This window comes from Paenibacillus ihbetae, assembly GCF_002741055.1.
GTDB classification, from domain to species: domain Bacteria; phylum Bacillota; class Bacilli; order Paenibacillales; family Paenibacillaceae; genus Paenibacillus_AQ; species Paenibacillus_AQ ihbetae.
In genome coordinates this window covers 5,766,293-5,783,553 of sequence record NZ_CP016809.1, presented here as the reverse complement: position 1 = coordinate 5,783,553, position 17,261 = coordinate 5,766,293, and the positions used below count along the sequence as shown (strand labels likewise).

11 protein-coding genes are annotated in these 17,261 nt (G+C 52.9%); 2 read left to right on the top strand and 9 right to left on the bottom strand.

Annotated features, from left to right (window positions below; all coding sequences use genetic code 11):
* Positions 1-210: 210 nt before the first annotated feature.
* From BBD41_RS26030 to BBD41_RS26010, 5 genes are all read right to left on the bottom strand, one after another.
* Positions 211-3,111, bottom strand: coding sequence for a DUF4855 domain-containing protein (locus tag BBD41_RS26030; protein ID WP_099480799.1), 2,901 nt, complete (start codon positions 3,109-3,111; stop codon positions 211-213).
* 312 nt (positions 3,112-3,423) lie between these two features.
* Positions 3,424-4,968 carry an extracellular solute-binding protein gene (locus BBD41_RS26025; protein ID WP_099479475.1) on the bottom strand — a complete coding sequence of 515 codons (1,545 nt, stop codon included), beginning with the start codon at positions 4,966-4,968 and terminating at the stop codon, positions 3,424-3,426.
* Positions 4,969-5,074: 106 nt separating this feature from the next.
* The gene (locus BBD41_RS26020; protein WP_083397545.1) at positions 5,075-5,941 is read right to left on the bottom strand and encodes a carbohydrate ABC transporter permease; all 867 of its coding nucleotides are present in this window, start codon (positions 5,939-5,941) and stop codon (positions 5,075-5,077) included.
* A 185-nt stretch (positions 5,942-6,126) separates the two neighbouring features.
* A complete protein-coding gene (locus tag BBD41_RS26015; protein WP_099479473.1) occupies positions 6,127-7,062 on the bottom strand; it encodes an ABC transporter permease in 936 nt (311 codons plus the stop codon).
* 174 nt (positions 7,063-7,236) lie between these two features.
* Entirely contained in the window at positions 7,237-9,462 is a 2,226-nt protein-coding gene (locus BBD41_RS26010) for an AraC family transcriptional regulator (protein ID WP_099479471.1), read from the bottom strand.
* Positions 9,463-10,042: 580 nt separating this feature from the next.
* Between BBD41_RS26010 and BBD41_RS26005 the strand changes: the two genes are divergently transcribed.
* Both BBD41_RS26005 and BBD41_RS26000 read left to right on the top strand, forming a co-directional pair.
* A complete protein-coding gene (locus tag BBD41_RS26005) occupies positions 10,043-11,893 on the top strand; it encodes a DUF2334 domain-containing protein (protein WP_099479469.1) in 1,851 nt (616 codons plus the stop codon).
* Positions 11,894-12,027: 134 nt separating this feature from the next.
* Positions 12,028-12,687: a pentapeptide repeat-containing protein gene (locus BBD41_RS26000; protein ID WP_099479467.1), complete on the top strand. Its 660-nt coding sequence runs from the start codon at positions 12,028-12,030 to the stop codon at positions 12,685-12,687.
* A gap of 259 nt (positions 12,688-12,946) precedes the next feature.
* Here the strand turns inward: BBD41_RS26000 and BBD41_RS25995 are convergent, their stop codons facing one another.
* The 4 genes from BBD41_RS25995 to BBD41_RS25980 all read right to left on the bottom strand — a co-directional run bounded on the left by BBD41_RS25995 (position 12,947) and on the right by BBD41_RS25980 (position 17,233).
* Positions 12,947-14,053, bottom strand: a complete 1,107-nt coding sequence (locus BBD41_RS25995) for a Gfo/Idh/MocA family protein (RefSeq protein WP_077566923.1) — start codon at positions 14,051-14,053, stop codon at positions 12,947-12,949.
* Positions 14,054-14,075: 22 nt separating this feature from the next.
* A complete protein-coding gene (locus tag BBD41_RS25990; RefSeq protein ID WP_099479464.1) occupies positions 14,076-14,807 on the bottom strand; it encodes a ThuA domain-containing protein in 732 nt (243 codons plus the stop codon).
* A 195-nt stretch (positions 14,808-15,002) separates the two neighbouring features.
* Positions 15,003-16,163 (bottom strand): Gfo/Idh/MocA family protein, encoded by a 1,161-nt coding sequence (locus tag BBD41_RS25985; protein ID WP_099479462.1) that lies wholly within the window; start codon positions 16,161-16,163, stop codon positions 15,003-15,005.
* Positions 16,164-16,186: 23 nt separating this feature from the next.
* Entirely contained in the window at positions 16,187-17,233 is a 1,047-nt protein-coding gene (locus BBD41_RS25980) for a LacI family DNA-binding transcriptional regulator (protein WP_206098265.1), read from the bottom strand.
* Positions 17,234-17,261 lie beyond the last annotated feature (28 nt).

Genomic DNA, 17,261 nt, shown 5'->3' with positions numbered 1-17,261 from the left:
GCTGCTACCGAAAAAGAGCTGCAGCGGCTAATATAGCCATAGGTCACAGCGTGGAAATCACGCTGTGACCTATGGCTTTTATGAAACATTTGTCCTCATGCATCATGGTGGGACGGCTGAATTTTGACACGGAATGCCCTCATCCTAAGTCAACATCATAGAAATCAGGCTGTATTCCATCCGAGTTCTGAGCTCGCGCGGGAATAAACATCATTCCTTTTTATTGTATTCGAATGAAATCTTAACGGGATCCGACATTCCATCCATAGACAGATAGGCGTCGCAAGTTCCCTTCAAATTGCCAGTAAGCTTAATCATGAATTCGAAACTTCCCGTTTCCGTACTGGTCGTCTGGCCTTCGTAGCGAACCTTCCCTTTCGAATCGAGTATTTTCAAATTCACTTGGGACTGGCCGCCGTTCACGACCAGCCCGTCAATCGTCAATTTCTTCGCATCGGCATCCACCACGGCTCTTGCGCCGTCAATTGTAGTGCCACCCCCGGCATGGCCGTCAACGCCGAGAACTTCGATTTCATCCAGGAAGACCCAGACGTTGACCGGGAATTCGACTTTGACATAGCGGGCGTATACTTTATCGGATCCCGCTTTCCCCGGCACGCCATCTGTTATTCCGCTCCAACCCACGAACTCGGCCGAGGCAGCATCCTGTGCCGGTGGCGGAGAAACGGTTGCCAGCGTGCTCCAGGATTCGCCGTCAGATGAAACGGAAAAAGCGACGTTCTGAGGAAAATAGATGCCAGGCCCTTTATCCTGAAGAAAATGGGCTCTAATTGCCCCGATCGATTTGTTGCTGCCCAAATCAAATGTGATGGTGCGGCTTCGTTCGTCAGGGTAATCGCTTCCCGCATGGGCCTGCCACTGCTCGGTGCGGTAATCCGTCCCGCCGAATCGGCCGTCCGTAAGTTCGTTCCCGGAATCGGGATAGTTGCTGTTAGGCTGCTGTGAAATTGTATAGCTTTGGCCAAGAACCAGATTGCTGAGTCCCCCTCCGTCAGACCAGGTTTGAATGAGAACTTGGGCGTAGGAATCAAGCACCGTTGCGGCCGGGACCGAAATCAACCCTTGCGCTTGGACGGCCGGGTCGTGAATGTGCGCGAGAAAATCCTGCATATACGTCACGGCTTGCTTCGGCTTGTTATCGTCCAGAAGAAGTTTGATGGTCTGCAATCGATACGTCAAATCATTACCAAAAGCCGGCTTGATTTCGTTCGATGCGACATAACGCTGTACAACCTCCGCCATCGTCTCCGGCGCCGGGCTGCTATCGATGGCGTACGCTCCGTTCAAATACTGGTACAGCCAGTCATACATTAAACGCAAACTTGGATCCTTGCTTACCCCTAAGTTGTATACTGCATTATTGCCTTGATAGTGAGCTCTGAAGCCATTTTGCATCAGACCGGATCTGACGCCGCTGTCCAAGTATTCGACAAAACGCTGACGAAGTACGGGATCTGTCAGCATTCCGTCATCAAATTCAACTTCGTTCCCCATTCCGTATCGCTTTGCCGTATCCGTAGCATCGTCCAGACGGTCGGAATCCATTCCGCCAAAGAAATAGTTAGGCTGAAGCGCCGCGGCATCGAACCCTACGTCTTTCCACATAAACATTTTGTAAGCATATGAGTGTGGAATCCAGAAAACCTTCATGTTCATGGCGTGCACTTTATCCGACACCATGCGAGCTATGTCTGGTCCCGATTCGGATATATCGATTTGTTCCGGCATCCAGTACATGCCGACAAGCTCAAGATTCGAGTAGTTGGCAGCCTGCCATCTTTGCCGGGTCTGGTCCAGCCACCACTGCACCGCTTTTCCTCTGTTTTCAGACGCTTTTTCTTTGCCTACGACGGCGTCGTTGAAATTTAAGGAACCGCTACCGTCAATGTCGCCAAAATCGGTTAAGGATTCCCCTGGATTCGGAATCATTAACACAACCTTGACTTGATGATCGGGCTGTTTCAGCTTGGCCCCAACTTCCTTGGCAGCCTCATTCAACTGCTGCATATCGCCCGTGGCTGCAAATGTTTTATCCAAATACCATTTCCAATCGTCCAGGTTCGTTTGTCCCTGACCGAAATCGCGACCGGCAGGCGAAGCAATCCCGAGATATAGAACGCCGTCATAAAGCCAATCGACCGGCTCGCCGTCTTTATTTACATAGCTGATATTAGGGATAATCCGTTCCTTCTTCCAATCGCCCAAACCATTCGCGTATTGTCCGTTATACAGCAGATTCAGATTCCGGATCCCGGCCGTAGCTTCCCCCGGCTCCAAAAAACGAGGCTGCTCGGCAGGAACCTTTACCGCACCGTCAACCTTGCCGTCCATACCCATAATTTCGATTTCATCAATGTATTCCCACTGTGTAGGATGCATATAAAAGGTCACCTTCACATAACGGGCATAAGCCAGCTTGCCATCCGTATTCCCGTCTTTGATTCCATCCCGGCTGCCATCCCATTCAAAGGTCTCGTGTCTGGGCGGTCCTTCTCCCCACAGAAGCTGCGTAGCGTTATGGGAAAGCAGCCCCCAATTTTCCTTATCGTCGGAGACATACATCGATACCGACAGCGGCACGAGAATCGAATTCGTAGGAAAATCTTGAAAGAAATTAGCCGTGATCTTTCCAATTGACTTTTCCTCACCGAGATCGAACACAACTTCGCGAGCCTTTCCGCGCAGATGTCCTACCCATGCCGGGTCGTTCATATCCAATGCGCCGTATTTTCCGTCCGTAAGCTTGTATCCGTCATCGGGATGCGAAGCTTCCGGAGCTTCAGACCATTCGTACGGAAGATCTGCCGCGAGATTGCGAAATTGCGTCTCCTGCACAGCCGAAGATGCTGCCGCTTGATTTTCGTCTTTTGCTTGTGGTGCCTGTTCCGCTGCCGGTTCACCAGCATCCGTCAGTTGATCTAGATCGACCTGTGGATTACCTGAATCATTCCCTGCTTCCATCTGGTCTGCACCTGCCGCCTGCAGGACAGTCACATCCGGAACAAGCGATTTCGCCTGAACCGCAGAGAGCGGAGTCAGTAGTAATACGGCTGCCATTAAACCGGATAACCATTTTTTATTCAAATTCATCAAGGCCAGCTCCTTTTCTTTATTCTCGAGTACAGAAATATCAAGAACCTTTAAACCCTTATTTCTGTTCCGGTTGAACGCTAAATTTTGATCCCCCCTTTCGCGAAATCTGGTATAAGTAAGCAGCAAAGCGTATAAGATCGGCTTCCTCCGAAAGAGGAAGCCGTCACCGCCGCGTCCAGTACCGCCAGCGGCGCGGAGTTTCCAGTGGGCAACAGCAGTAGTGCAGCGCTGCCAAACACTCCGCACTTCGGGCGATTCTTAGGCATGGATAAGCAAACTTCGGTTTATCCGTGCTCAGGTGATTCTGTTCTACTTCGCCTTTGCCGCCAGGAACTCATCAATCTGCTTTTGCAGTTCCTGCTGAATTTTTTTGAGGGCAGGGCCGGCTTCCGCTTCAAATTTCTTCAATGTCTCATCCGGATCGATAACCCCGTTGAACAGCGCCGTGTAGTATTGCCCATCGACTGTATTGTACTGGCTGACCTCGTTTTGCACCGGGGTACTGTCAAATTCGAAGCCGGCCAAAATATCGGTCGTGAACATGTCGGCATCCTTAAGCACAGCGTTCAACTCCTCATTCTCGCCCTTCACATCACTGCGCTCATCGACGGGATTCCACAGCCAAACGTAGCCGAATGCAGAGTAGCCAGCTGTATCCAGGGTTTTCATTTTGTCGTCGCCTACCGCTTCCCAATGCTTCCCTTCGATTCCGTAAGAAAGCAGGTCGTAGTTCTCCTTCTCATTCGCCCAGTTCAGGAACATAATCGCCCGCTCCTTATTCTTGCTTACCTTCGGAACGGCCAGAAAGTTCCACTGTTTGAAGTCGGTGATGTTCGCGCCCTTCTCCGGATTAAAGAAGGTGACCGTCTCCAGCTCGCTGTCCGGCACATTGTTCTTTAACGTGTTCTTGAGGGAATCGCCGATGCCGAACGCGCCGTTCGTGACGATTGCCACTTTGCCTGCCGAGATCGGCTGATGAAAATCTTTTGTCGTCAAAATGTCCTTGAAGATCAGTCCGTCTTTAAACCATTTGTGCGTGTTCGCCAGCCAAGTTTCGATCGGCTCCCGATCCTCCAGCAAATTGTAAACTTTGCCGTCATTGTTCTTGTAATAGAGCATCAGGCTGTTGCCCAGGGCGTGGGTCGGTCTGACATGGGTTTCGTAATCGTTCAGCGCATGGTGAGCGACAAATGTATAAGTGCCGGAGCCTGCGGTCATCGGGATGATGCCTTTCTCCTGCTCTTTCACCTTGTAGGCGAAAGCGATCAAATCTTCATAGGTTTTAATCGGCGGTACGCCGAGCTTCTCGCGAATATCTTTGCGCACCATGTAGGAATTGCCGGACATGTAGCTGACGCCGAGCGGAACGGCCATAATTTTGCCGCCGTACTTGTTGTAATCCCACATTTGCTTCGGCCGTTTCTCGAGCACCGTTTGGCCGTACTGGGCCAACAGGTCGTCCAGTGGCTCATAGAATCCGTTAGCGATCATTTGGTTGATATGCAGCCATGGCGCATCGAAGATGAGATCGATGTTTTCGCCGGAAGCAAGCGTCACCTGTGTCTTTTGCGCCAGATCGGACCAGGGTACGAAGACGACGTCGAGTTTGACGTTGATCGTATCCTTCATTCGCTTCTCTGCTTCGGCGATGACCAAATCCATATCCGACGGCCGATCGCCGGGAATCATGATTTTCAGCGTCACCTCTTCAAGTTTGGCGTCACCGCTGGCGCTGTCTCCGGTTTGACCCGACGGTCCGGGCGTCTTCCCTTCCCCTTCGTTCTTGCCCGAACAACCTGCAATCGCGATGAGCGCGATCAACAACACGAGCACGATGGGCAATAGCTTTTTCATAGTCATTCCCCCTGAATCAATAATAGAGAAAATAGGCAGATGAGCCGGTTCATAAACTGCAGCGATTGAAAGCTCGAACCGGCCAAACGCCTTCACGTTTGCCGCTCTACCCTTTTACCGAACCAAGCGTCAAACCTTTAATAAAGAAGCGCTGGATGAAAGGATAGACGAACACGATCGGGCCGATGGTAACGCAGACGATCGCCAGCTGCATGCCATAGGTCGGCACGACGACGTTGTACTGCGTCTGACTCCCGCTCACGTAAGCCATAACATTCAAATTGGACATAAGCTGGCGGATCATCATCTGCAGCGGCAGCATTTTGTGATTGTCGATAAACAGCAATGACAAGTACCAGTCGTTCCAATATTGCAGCGCGTAAAACAGGCTCACCGTGGCAATAACAGGCAGCGCAATCGGCCAGATGATGCGAAAGAAAATATAGAGATCATTGGCGCCGTCCACAGTCGCAGCTTCATTCAATTCATACGGCAGCGTCCGGTAGTAAGAGACAAGAATGAAGGCATAGAACGGATTAAGCAGATAGGGCAAAATGAGCGCCCAAACCGAGTCTTTCAGATGCAGCCAGTTGGCGATCAGCATGTAAAAGCCGACAAGTCCTGCGCCGAATAACATCGTCAGAAAGGTTAAAAACGATAAAATATGGCGGTACTTCACTTTCCGGTGGCTTAGCGTGTACGCATAGGCAGCTGTCAAGAGTACGCCCAGCGCCGTGCCGGCGATCGTCACGATAATCGTAATGCCGTAGCTTAGAAACACCTGCTTGCCGGAAAGCAAAAATTTGTACGCATGGAGGCTGAATTTGCTCGGCAGCAACTGGTACCCCGCCGTCTGCAGAAGCGATTCATCGGCGAACGAGTTGATGAACACAATCCAGAACGGAATGAAGCAAAACAGCGCAAAAGCGCCCAGCACCGCGTACATCAAAACAAGAAACAACCGTTCTCTCACTTCGATCACACCTTAACTGGTTGGGACTGAAGCAAAGGGCCGGTTCGGAGCTGGAGAAACGCAAGTGGTCGCCTTTGTTCCCTAATCGTATCCGCTTAACGAGCTTATACGATCATAACGATTCGGGAACAACAGCGATCGAAAAGCCCGAATCCGGCCTCATGCCAACTCGCCCAACCTTCCTTTTAGAATAGTCTTGAATCCGCGTCCACCTTGCGCGCGATCGCATTGAAGATCAGAATCGTGACAAGCCCCATGCAGGACTGGTACACGACAACGGCAGCGGACATGCTGAAATTCCCCAGCTGCCTCAGCGCACGAAACGCATACGTATCGATGACATCTGTCGTTGGAAAGAGTATGCCGTTATCTCCGATGATCGCGTAAATCATGCCGAAATCACCGTAGAAAATACGGCCAATGCCAAGCAGCGCCAATATCATCACGGTCGGCCGCATCAACGGCAGCGTTATGTAGAGCATCTGCTGCATCCGGCTGGCGCCTTCTATTCGGGCGCTCTCGTAATATTCTGAGGAGATGCCCGTAATGACGGCCAAAAAAATAATGGAATTATAGCCGGCAATCTTCCAGGCGCTAATGACGGTTAAGATATACGGCCATACGCTAGGCATCAAATACCAGTCCACTCCTTCGTAGCCAAGGGCGGCAAGCGCGCGGTTAATGAGCCCCTCGGATGTGCTGAATAGCGTCAACGTCATCATGCTGACGACAAGCCAAGAAATGAAATACGGTAAAAAAATAAACGATTGCGTGATTCGCTTGAACAGCCTGTTACGGATTTCATTCAGAAAGATAGCCAGCACGACCGCGCTGCCGAGACCGGTTACGAGAAACAGTGCATTCAGGAAAACGGTATTCAGCGTCACCCGCAGCCAGTCTTTCCCATTGAAGAAAAACTCAAAGTTCTTAAATCCGACCCATTCGCTCCCCCATATTCCATCGGATAGCCGGTAATCCTGGAAGGCGAGCAGATGCCCAGCCATGGGCATATACGCAAATACGACCAGAAACGCAATGCCGGGCAGCGCCAGCAAGTACAAATACCGGTTCCGCGACAGCTCGTGCACAAACGACCCGCCGAACCTTCTACGTCGCTCCAAAGAACGTCCCTCCTTTCTTGTGCGGCTTGCAGGATTCGAACGGAGCCATCGTAGCATTCACGGCTGCTGCTTGCCTAGTTCTCATTGGCCGGATCTGGTTCTCACGCGGCAGATTCGCAAGCGTTCGACCGGTTGTTATTGGTCTGGCCAGTTCTCAATCGCCCGTTGACCTTTCTAATTCGCAGAGTTCCCTGCTATCTGCCGCGTCCGCTCCATCCGCTCGCTCGCCTTGCTATCGCGGTATTGGCTTGGCGTCATACCGGTCGCTTTTTTGAATGCAGTGAAAAAGTGGCTTTTCGTCTGAAAACCAGACTGCTCTGCAATTTCGGTGACCTGCATGCTGGTCTGCTCCAACAGTTCCTTGACCTTCCCGAGCCGCTCGTTCAAGATGAAATTCGATAGAGGCATGCCATGATGTTCGTGAAACAGCTGCCGGACGTATTTGGCCGACAAAGCGATATGGTCAGCGATATCGTCTACCGACAGCATCGGGTCATGGGTATGGTAGCGGACGTACTCGATGATTTCCCTCACCAGCTTTTCCTTGCGATTGAATCCCTTTTGATCGCTAAGCTGCCGGATAATCCGCCCGATTTCTTCCTTCAACCATCCATGAACATCAGTAAGCGTGGCGAACTGCCTCAAGTGGCGCTCAATCCCTTCAACACTCTGGATAGACATCACTTTGCTGAACGATTTGACGATCGCAAACAGAAGCAGCTTCAGTTGGAATTGACACTCGGTATATTTCATCGTCTTAAGGCGCGTGAACACCTCGTCCAGCATGGCCAGCACCTTCTCCTCTTTGCCGCTGCGAATCGTCTGGATCAAGCTTTCATGCACGGCGGAGTCGATCGGCGACTGTAAATCGGCATACCGTTCAAAGTCTTGTTCGACGTAGATTTTGTCATCACCGCTGACAAACTTGAATAATGTCAGTTCGTTCATATCGTCGTATACTTTGCGTAAATCGTCATGTACGCGCCGCGCTTCGCTTTCGGCGATCGTCACGTCCAGCTTGACGTAACGGCTGACTTGACGGCTAAGCTCCTTGAGCTCTTGGGTCAACTCGGGATCAGGGAGGGAACTGGCCGTGCCAACCAGAACGACCAGATGGTCGGTCCCAAAATCGACCACCTCGATCGGCCGTTCAGCTGTGCCGAGCAGCTCCTCTGCGATATTACCGATTGCATACTTGAGCAGCTTGCGAGAGACAAAATCGTACTGCTCGGATATTTCGTAATAGGAATCAATCTTGATCACAGCCAACCGAAGCCACTCATAGTCAAGCAGGCACGATTCGCGCGCAACCGCCGCTCTGGCGCCATCGCTCAGCCTGCCCTGCAGCAGCCATTGCCGCAAATATTCGGTCTTGATCAGCGGATAATGATCGCGAAGCATAACGACGCCCTGCTCAATGACACCGTAATCGTTCTCCCCCTTCACGCCAAGCTTCCGCTGCAGTTGATCCGCCAAACGGCGAAATGGCCCGACGAAACGGCGCGAATTCCAATAGGCGGCCAGAAGCAGCGCCGCGAGCAGTAAGAGCGAGCAAGCGATGATGACTGTTTTGAACGCCCCGGCCTTTTCGCGGAATTGCTTCATTTCAGTGACAGATATAATGGTCCACTCCGGCGATTCCATCCGCGAATAATTGACGAATGCTTTCCCTCCCGTACGGCTCAGCTCAAATGAACCCCCCTTCCGTCCCGGCTGGATGCTATCCATGGTCTCCTCGAGATGCTCATCCCGTTCCCCCAGAATCAACCTTCCTCGATCATCCACGATCGAAAGCAGTGTATCCGCCCTTCCGTCGCCTGAAATCAAATGCTTCTGCAGCTCTTTCTTGTCAAACAGGACGACAAGATACCCGTCTCGGTTTTTCTGCACAGGAGCCGAAGGAAGCTGAAGCGCCAAATACGTGTCGTTTCCTATCTGATGATCAAAATAACGAAGGAAGGTCCCTGGCGTACGCTTAATCCGCTTCAGCATCGGCTGATCGGCAAATTCCTCGAACGAAAGCAATCCGACTTTGGAGTCGATCACCTCATGTTTACGGAAGCTAAATAAGTAAGCGGTTTCAATATAAGGTTCATTAGATAGATATTTCGTCAACACCCCCATCGCGCTGGCATTTTGCAGCAGATTGTCGGCGGTAGCATACATCCAGTTTTGCACGGTACGGTCTTCGTACATGGTCAGACTATACCATTTCAGCTTGTCTAGAATGTACTCGACCCGCTCCGCCATTTCGTTGATGCGGTCCTGATTAAACGTCCCCATCTGGGAATAAGCGAAATGAGAAAATCGGTTAGCCAGCAACAACGAGAGCGGTATGATGGTAATTGCAAAAAAGATGCCGCTTATCACAAATATGCGCCAGGATGTCGATCTGAACATAGTATCCCCCTGTCCCCTTCCTCTATAGGAGTTCTCTTATGACTGATATGTCCTATCATAAGTACCCCTTTTCCATTTGCCTAGTTCTCATTTGTCCGTCAAGTTCTATTTCTCCGAATTTTCCTGTAGGACCTCCTTTGTGCCCGTGGAAAATACGGGATCTGTTGTCCGCCATTCCCGATAATGGCGCTCCTTTGTTAACAGATAATAGCTCATATTTTCGCATGACCGTCACGATCTGCAATTATAACAGGAATACTCGTCGGGATTGGGGGAAGGAACAGTCGTTAACCGACGAAGGTAAAACGCGAAGATGTCATGATGAGGAAGATGAGAATGGTACACAGTTGAAATTTAACAGCCAGAACTAGGACGGGAAAGAACGGTTCGCTCTGTTCTCGCCGCTCCATCTGCTTGAAAGCTGGCATAAGAAAAGCCACTGAGCTGGATGCAGCTCATATCCTCAATTCTCCTGGTGTTTTCAGCAGGGCTAATTTACGCTGGACAGTCGTAGCGCCCGCCCATGGGTGCTGCATACATATATTTTAGTAAAACTTATCTTGAATAAGGAGTTCAAGCCATGGCAAAAGCACTGATCCGGCTTGAGGACATCAGCCCCGGCGGATGGTATGAAACGGAAGAACAGCAAGCCAAGCTGCTCGTGATCGCAAACGAGCTTCACACCCAATCCATACCGTTCCATCTTGCCGTCATCCCTCGCTATATTGACCCGGCCCGAGGGATCGACAGGTCGTTGACCGATCTTGACGACCCCGTATCCGTCCGTTTCCTCCGTCTCCTTCATAAAATGGTGCGCCTTGGCGCATCACTCGGAGTACATGGTTATACCCACCAATATGCGAATGCCACCACCGGGGACGGGTTCGAATTCGCCTATGACGGCTGCTTGCACGACTGCCCTCCGGACGATGCCCCGTTGGCCGCCAGCTCACGCCGTGAACTGACCCGATCCTATGCTTACCGGCGTCTGAGCCTTGCCCGGAAAATGATGGAGCAGGCCGGGCTTACCGCCGTCTGGTTCGAAACGCCGCATTATACGGCTTCCCCGGTTCAGCGGCGAATTCTTGAAAGCTGCTGCGGATTAATGTACGAAACCTCGCCCGATGCACCGAACCTGAACAATGCAGCCCTTTTCAGTCCAACAGAGCATAGCTTGAGTAACGGGACTTATTACGTGCCCACCCCGCTCTACTATGTGGCGGGTGACAACATCGAGGGGGATGTCCGGCGGATCCGGCAAACGGTGCAGGAGCTTCCGCTAACCGAGCTGGCTTCATTCTTTTACCATCCCTATCTAGAGTTTCCTTATATAGAACCTCAAGCAGACGGCACCGCTCAATATGGTCCGTCCTCCCCATTAAAAAGAATCATAAGCGCGATCAAGAGCACTGGCCGCACATTTGTCCATGTTACCTCCTTCATGCCCTTTATCCCGGACTTCAGGGAGAGGAGTCTTCCTTGGAGTAACGGCGACCGGATCCATGCGATGGCAGGCCGTCCCGGCTCACAAGAGACCCGCCAAGAAGCGGCATTGCTTATCCGCAAGCTTGATTCCGCCACTTGGTACCGTGCTTCGCTAACCGCCAACAGCTTGATTAAAATCGATAATGGCCTCTGCAGCATGCGGCCCATTCTGGCTGGCTGGCCCGAAAATGCCGGCGGCCAAGAGATGGTCGGGGATGTCAATGGTGACGGCATCGATGATATCGCCCTGTGGTATCCTCAGCTCGGGCAGTGCCATATAGCACTCGGCACGGCTGAAGGCGGCATACGTCCATCTGGTGTGTGGCTATGTGCGCCGGATTATGCGGATTGGGATGCATACGTCGGCGACTTTGACGGAGATGGAAGGGACGATTTGCTGTTATGGAACCGGGCTTCAGGCCTAGTCGCTCTTGCCTTTTCGGACCTGCACGGTTTTAGACAGCCTTTGCTTCAAACGGAGCGGATCCAATATGATCCCGATCCAACCCCGGCACTAGACATCGGCGATGTAAACGGCGACGGGCTGGATGACCTCGTCCTGTGGCATCCATCCAGCGGAATCTGCGAGGTTTGGGTTAACCAAGGCGGCCGCTTCATTGTTGAGGGAAATTGGTATGGAACGGATGCCCCCCTTCTCCGCGGCATTACGTCGTTTCGTGTTACGGATGTGGACGGGGACGGATATGATGACCTTCTGCTCATCGATCGGTCCCAGGGATTTTGGTACGTTCTGTACAGCAGCGGAACAACATTCGGACCGGAGGCTCGGCCGTTCGGGCCATGGCTTCCGGGGAAGGAAGCCGTCCTGCTGGCTCTGGATTTCGGCGGCTCCGGCCGGGCGAGCTTGCTCGCCTGGTCTCCGGATCAGTCTGACGGAATCCTCGATGCAGCGATCAACACTCTGGACCGGGACCGGACAACATAAGAAGGACATGGTATACTGCATGTGCCAGAGGAATTCAACTATCCTCGCATTCATAGATCGAGATTTTTATAGAAATCGTCAAATGGATGGAATGAATCTTTGGCACCTAATACCTTTTTTTCGGAGGAATTGCCATGTCCAATACGGAAGCAACCCCCTTAAAGATCCTCAAACCCAAACTCCCGAAGCAGCTTGAGCCAATCTGTCTATCCGATGAAGGGATCGATGACGAAGCATCATTCCTGCAGTTCACCTGCAAAGACGAGACGCTCTCCGAGATCACGGCAAACAAAGTGCTGTTCGATCAAATGACGTTTGATAGTGTGGCCTTCGAACGGGTTTCGCTTCGGCACGCCGAGCTCACCGATATTGTATTTCGGCAATGCGATCTATCCAACGTCGATTTCAGCGAGGCCATCCTTCATCGCGTGGAGTTCCGTCATTGTAAGCTGGTAGGCATCGATCTGGCTGCGGCCACCCTTCGAAACGTCCGGTTCGAGCAGTGCGCAGGCGATTATGCCACCTTTCGGTTTGCCAATATGAAGGCCGTATCCTTTCAGTCGACGACGCTGATCCAATCGGATTTTTATCATTCGGAGCTGTCAAAGGTGGAATTTGCCGAATGCCAAATCGATAAGGCACAGTTCTCCGGGACGAAGCTTGCCGGTATCGATCTGAGCCGGACCGATTTCCATAATTTAGGCGTTACGCTGGAGGACCTGCAGGGCTGTATCATCTCCCCGGCGCAGGCTATTCTGTTTACCCGAATCTTCGGCCTTGTCGTCAAGGAATAGCTTCCGGAGTACACAGCTTAACGAAGCTTAGAGCGGCTTTAGCAGATTCATAAAACGGAGATCACCGTGCTGCTTTACCAGGCACAAAGTCTTCATGAACCGCGGGAGTACCGTGGGAGTCAAGTTCTGGGAGTCACAGTCACTTAAAGGCCGAAAAAGAGACTCTCACGAATAGTCATAAGACCTTCGTCAGAGCCCCTTGTTTATTCATTATTCATCATGATTCAAAATACTAAATGCACGCTTATAAAATTCGCTTCTATTTATCCAACGTGTATAACGGCAGATCAAGCGGAAGCGGCGCCGGAATCTCGCAAGTGCTCTTCATCTCGTACTGCGTGCCCGAATCGGAGGAATCATGGAATGCCCACATGGCTTCCAGGACGTGATAAGCCAATTCGCCGCTTGCGCGGTGGGATCGTCCGCTTCGGATGGCGTACGCCATGTCCGCAGGTCCGATGCCTCTTGTGTTCTGGTTGTAACCCGGCAGAAGCGGTTCCTCGGTCCATTCGCTTTCTCCGGTCAAGCGGTATTTCACGGAACCGCCGAACGTATTCGGGTCCGGTACAAGCATTGTTCCTTGCGTGCCGTAAATTTCGATATTCGGAAGCGTGCTGCCGCCGAACACGTCAAAGCTGGTGATGAGCGTCCCGATAGCGCCATTATCGAACCGGAGCAGTCCGGCCACATGCGTCGGAACGTCCACCTGAATTTTCTGCCCATACTTCTTCTCGCTCGTAATGGTCCGCTCGGTCAGCGCTTTACCTGTCATGCCGCTGACGCTGCGGATCGGGCCGAGGAGCTGAACAAGCGCCGTCAAGTAGTATGGACCCATATCAAACATCGGTCCTCCGCCTGCGGCATAATAAAATTCAGGGTCCGGATGCCAAAATTCATGACCCCGGCTCATCATAAATGCCGTAGCCGCGATCGGCGTGCCGATCTTGCCGTCCCTGACAAGCTTTAATGCCGTCTGGATCCCCGCTCCGAGGAATGTCTCCGGGGCACAGCCGACCAGCAGCCCCTTCTCTCTCGCGGTCTCCAGCACGGCCAGCCCTTCCTCCCGGGTGACGGCCAGGGGCTTTTCCACGTATACATGCTTCCCGGCCTGCAGCGCATCGAGCGTGATTTTGGCATGCAGCGCCGGAATGGTAAGATTGATGACAATTTCTATTTCAGGGTCGGCCAGCAGCTCTTCCGTCGTATAAACGTGGGGGATGCCGTAACGGGCAGCCTGCTCCTCAGCCCGGGACCGGTCGATATCCGAGCATGCCTTCAGCTCCAGAATATCGAATTTTTGACAGTTTTCCATATAGATACCGCTGATTTTTCCGCAGCCGATGACCCCTGCTTTAACCTTGTTCATGATCCCGTCTCCTTTTCGCAGCCTATTGGCTGTCTCCCATCCCGGTATATCCTTGCTCGCCGCTGAACAGCTTGAGATCGCCGCCGCCGTACAAGGTCTTTCCTTCAGCCGCCCACAGCAGTCCCCTGCGCATCATTTCCTTGACCTGCGGCATATCCACGATATCCGCATGATGGCCCAAGGAGTTATAGTATACGCGTCCGTATCCCCAGCGCTTGGTCCAGGCAACCGGCATGTCAACGGCCTTGTTCAGCACATGCGGTCCGGATACGACCGGAAAACGGGTGGTTGCCAGCACTTCTACCGCCGGATCGACATGCAGATAGTACTGTTCAGATACCACCTTGAAATCCTGAATGCCTTCAACCAGGGGGCTGAAGCTTTGCTTGATTTCGACCAGGTATTCAACGCCGTCGTTGCCGGGGTGCGCCACCCACTGGCCGCCGGTCATAAACTGCCAATCGACATTGTTGCGGAACGAATCGCACATTCCGCCGTGGCATCCGGCGATGCCGGTGCCTCCTTGCACCGCTTCGGATACATTCGCAACCTGCTCCTTCGATATGTCGCCCATCGTCCATACCGGGACGATCAGATCCAATCCCTTCAGCTTCTCTCCGTCGTTGAACGCATCCAAGGTATCTGAAACCTCAACATCAAACTTCGCCTCTCGCAGTAGTCCGGCGAAGATGCCTGCCACCTGCTCCGGCTCATGGCCATCCCATCCGCCCCATACGATTAATGCCTTTTTCATACTCCGCACTTCCTTTATATGATCTGTATAATAAAAGCTCGATAACGTCCGGTTCAAAGTCTTCGTTCGGCTAACGCTCTCACGCTCGCGCGCATCCGCTTTCACCGGCAGCCGTGTCCAATGATAACGATAACATCGCCCTCCCGATTTCACCCCGCGCTTTCGCGAGTCACCGAATCCGGCGGTAGGTCTTGCCTACATCTCCGACAGTGACACCCACCGGCGTTCTTCGATGGACTTATCCACGGCTTCCAGAACGGCTTGGCACTTCACGCCGTCCTCAAAGCTAGGCACTGGCTGTCTGCCTTCCGAGATTGCTTGGGACAGCTCCAGTACTTCATGGATGAAGGTATGCTCGAAACCGATCGTATGCCCCGGCGGCCACCAAGCCTCCATATAATCATGGACAGGATCCGTTGCAAGCACCCGCCGGAAGCCCTGTACATCCTCCTCGTCGGATGTGAAATAAACCTCCAGCTCGTTCATGCGTTCAAAATCGAATTTGACGCTGCCCAGGCTTCCATTGATTTCGAAGGCGTTCGTACTGCGATGGCCTGCGGCAAAGCGAGTGGCCTCGAAGCTGCCAAGGGCTCCGTTCTCAAATCGGGTCAGGAACAACGTCGCGTCGTCCACCGTCACCTTGCCTTTCGGCCCATCCCCGCTGCCTTTGGCGCTCAGCCCCGTCATCTCGCTGGCAATCGGACGCTCCTTGATGAAGGTCTCGCTCATGCCGATGACCTCCTGCATGTCGCCGACCAGATAATGAGCCAGATCGATCAGATGGGCACCGAGATCGCCATGGGAGCCGGAGCCGGCCACTTCCTTCTGCAGCCGCCATACGAGCGGGAACTGCGGATCCATGATCCAGTCCTGCAGAAACCATGCGCGGAAATGGTAGATTTGTCCGAGTCTGCCGCTGTCAACCAGCTTCTTCGCAAGCCGGACCGCCGGCGAGAACCGGTAGTTGAACCCGACCATGTGCCGGACGCCTGCGTCCTCGGCAGCCTGAAGCATTTCTCTCGCGTCGGCGAGCGTTAACGCCAGGGGCTTTTCGCAGAATATATGCTTGCCGGCCTTCGCTGCCGCAATCGCAATTTCCTTATGCGCATCGCTAGGAGCGTTAATATCAATCAGATCGATGTCATCCCGCTGGATCAGCTCGCGCCAATCGGTAACGCTTTCATTCCAGCCGAGCTGCTCCGCCGCCTCCTGAACCGCCGAAGCATTGCGGCCGCAGATCGCCTTCATTTCCGGCTTCAGTGCTTTCGGGAAGAACATCGGTAGGCTCCGGTAGGCGTTGCTGTGCGCCTTGCCCATAAATTTGTATCCGATCATTCCGACTCGCAGTTGATTCATTGTTCATTCCTCCTTTGTTATCATTACTTTCGTTTCAACGATGAAGCACGGATAACCAGACGGGTAGGCAGTTTGCGGTGAAGCGGGATGCGGCTTGCACCGGAAGGCAATGTATGCTCCAGCATGGCGAGAACATGCTCTGCGGCCAGGCAGCCCAGTTCATAGAAGGGAACCCTTACACTCGTTAACGGCGGAGCTCCCAGCTCGGCGGCATCCGAATCATCATAGCCGACGAAGGCCGGCATCTTCTTCTCCGGGACGCCCATTGAGCGCAGACCCTGCTGAAGGCCGATCGCCATCCGGTCATTCGCCGCAAATACGGCATCGATGTCCTTCAGATGCGCGGCGACCTTCTCCGCTGCTGCATATCCGCTTTTCCGGCTGAAGTTACCTTCGAACAGGAGCGATTCATCAAGCTTGATGCCCGCATCTTCCAATGCCCGGCGGTACCCGGACATACGATCCCGGCTGTTGGAATATTCCAGGGGGCCGTTGAGAAAGGCGATCCTCCGAAAGCCCTGCTCCGTAAGATGTTTCACGGCTTCGTAGCTGCCCTCCACATGATCGGCATCCATCACGTGAAAGCTCTCCCCTTCAAAGTGCTGATTAATCAAGCAATAGGGGTGTCCCGCTTCGCTCAGCTGCCGGAGAGCCGCTCGTTCGCCATCCTCGTCCTTAGCTCCGAGAATGATGCAGGCGTCCACCTTTTGGGTCCGGAACAAATTCAAGTAATCCATGGTGCCGCCCGGCTCGCGAAACAGCATCAATAAATCATATTTGCCCTCCAGCGCTTTACTGCCGATACCGCTTAAAATTTCCGAGAAATAATACGCGGAGAAGATCCGTGCTTTCGGCAGATACGGCATGACAACGCCGAGGTTGCCGCTCCGGCGCCGCGCGAAGCTTTGGGCGAGCGCGTTCGGGGTATACCCGAGCCGCTCTGCGGCTTCCATCACCCGCTGCCGGGTCTCCTCCCGGATCGGGCCAACCCCGTTTAATACCCGGGATACGGTAGCTTCCGATACGCCGGCAAGCTGTGCGACTTCCTTACGACTAGCGATAATCACCATGCCTCCTGAAAATTATGTACGCGCGTAC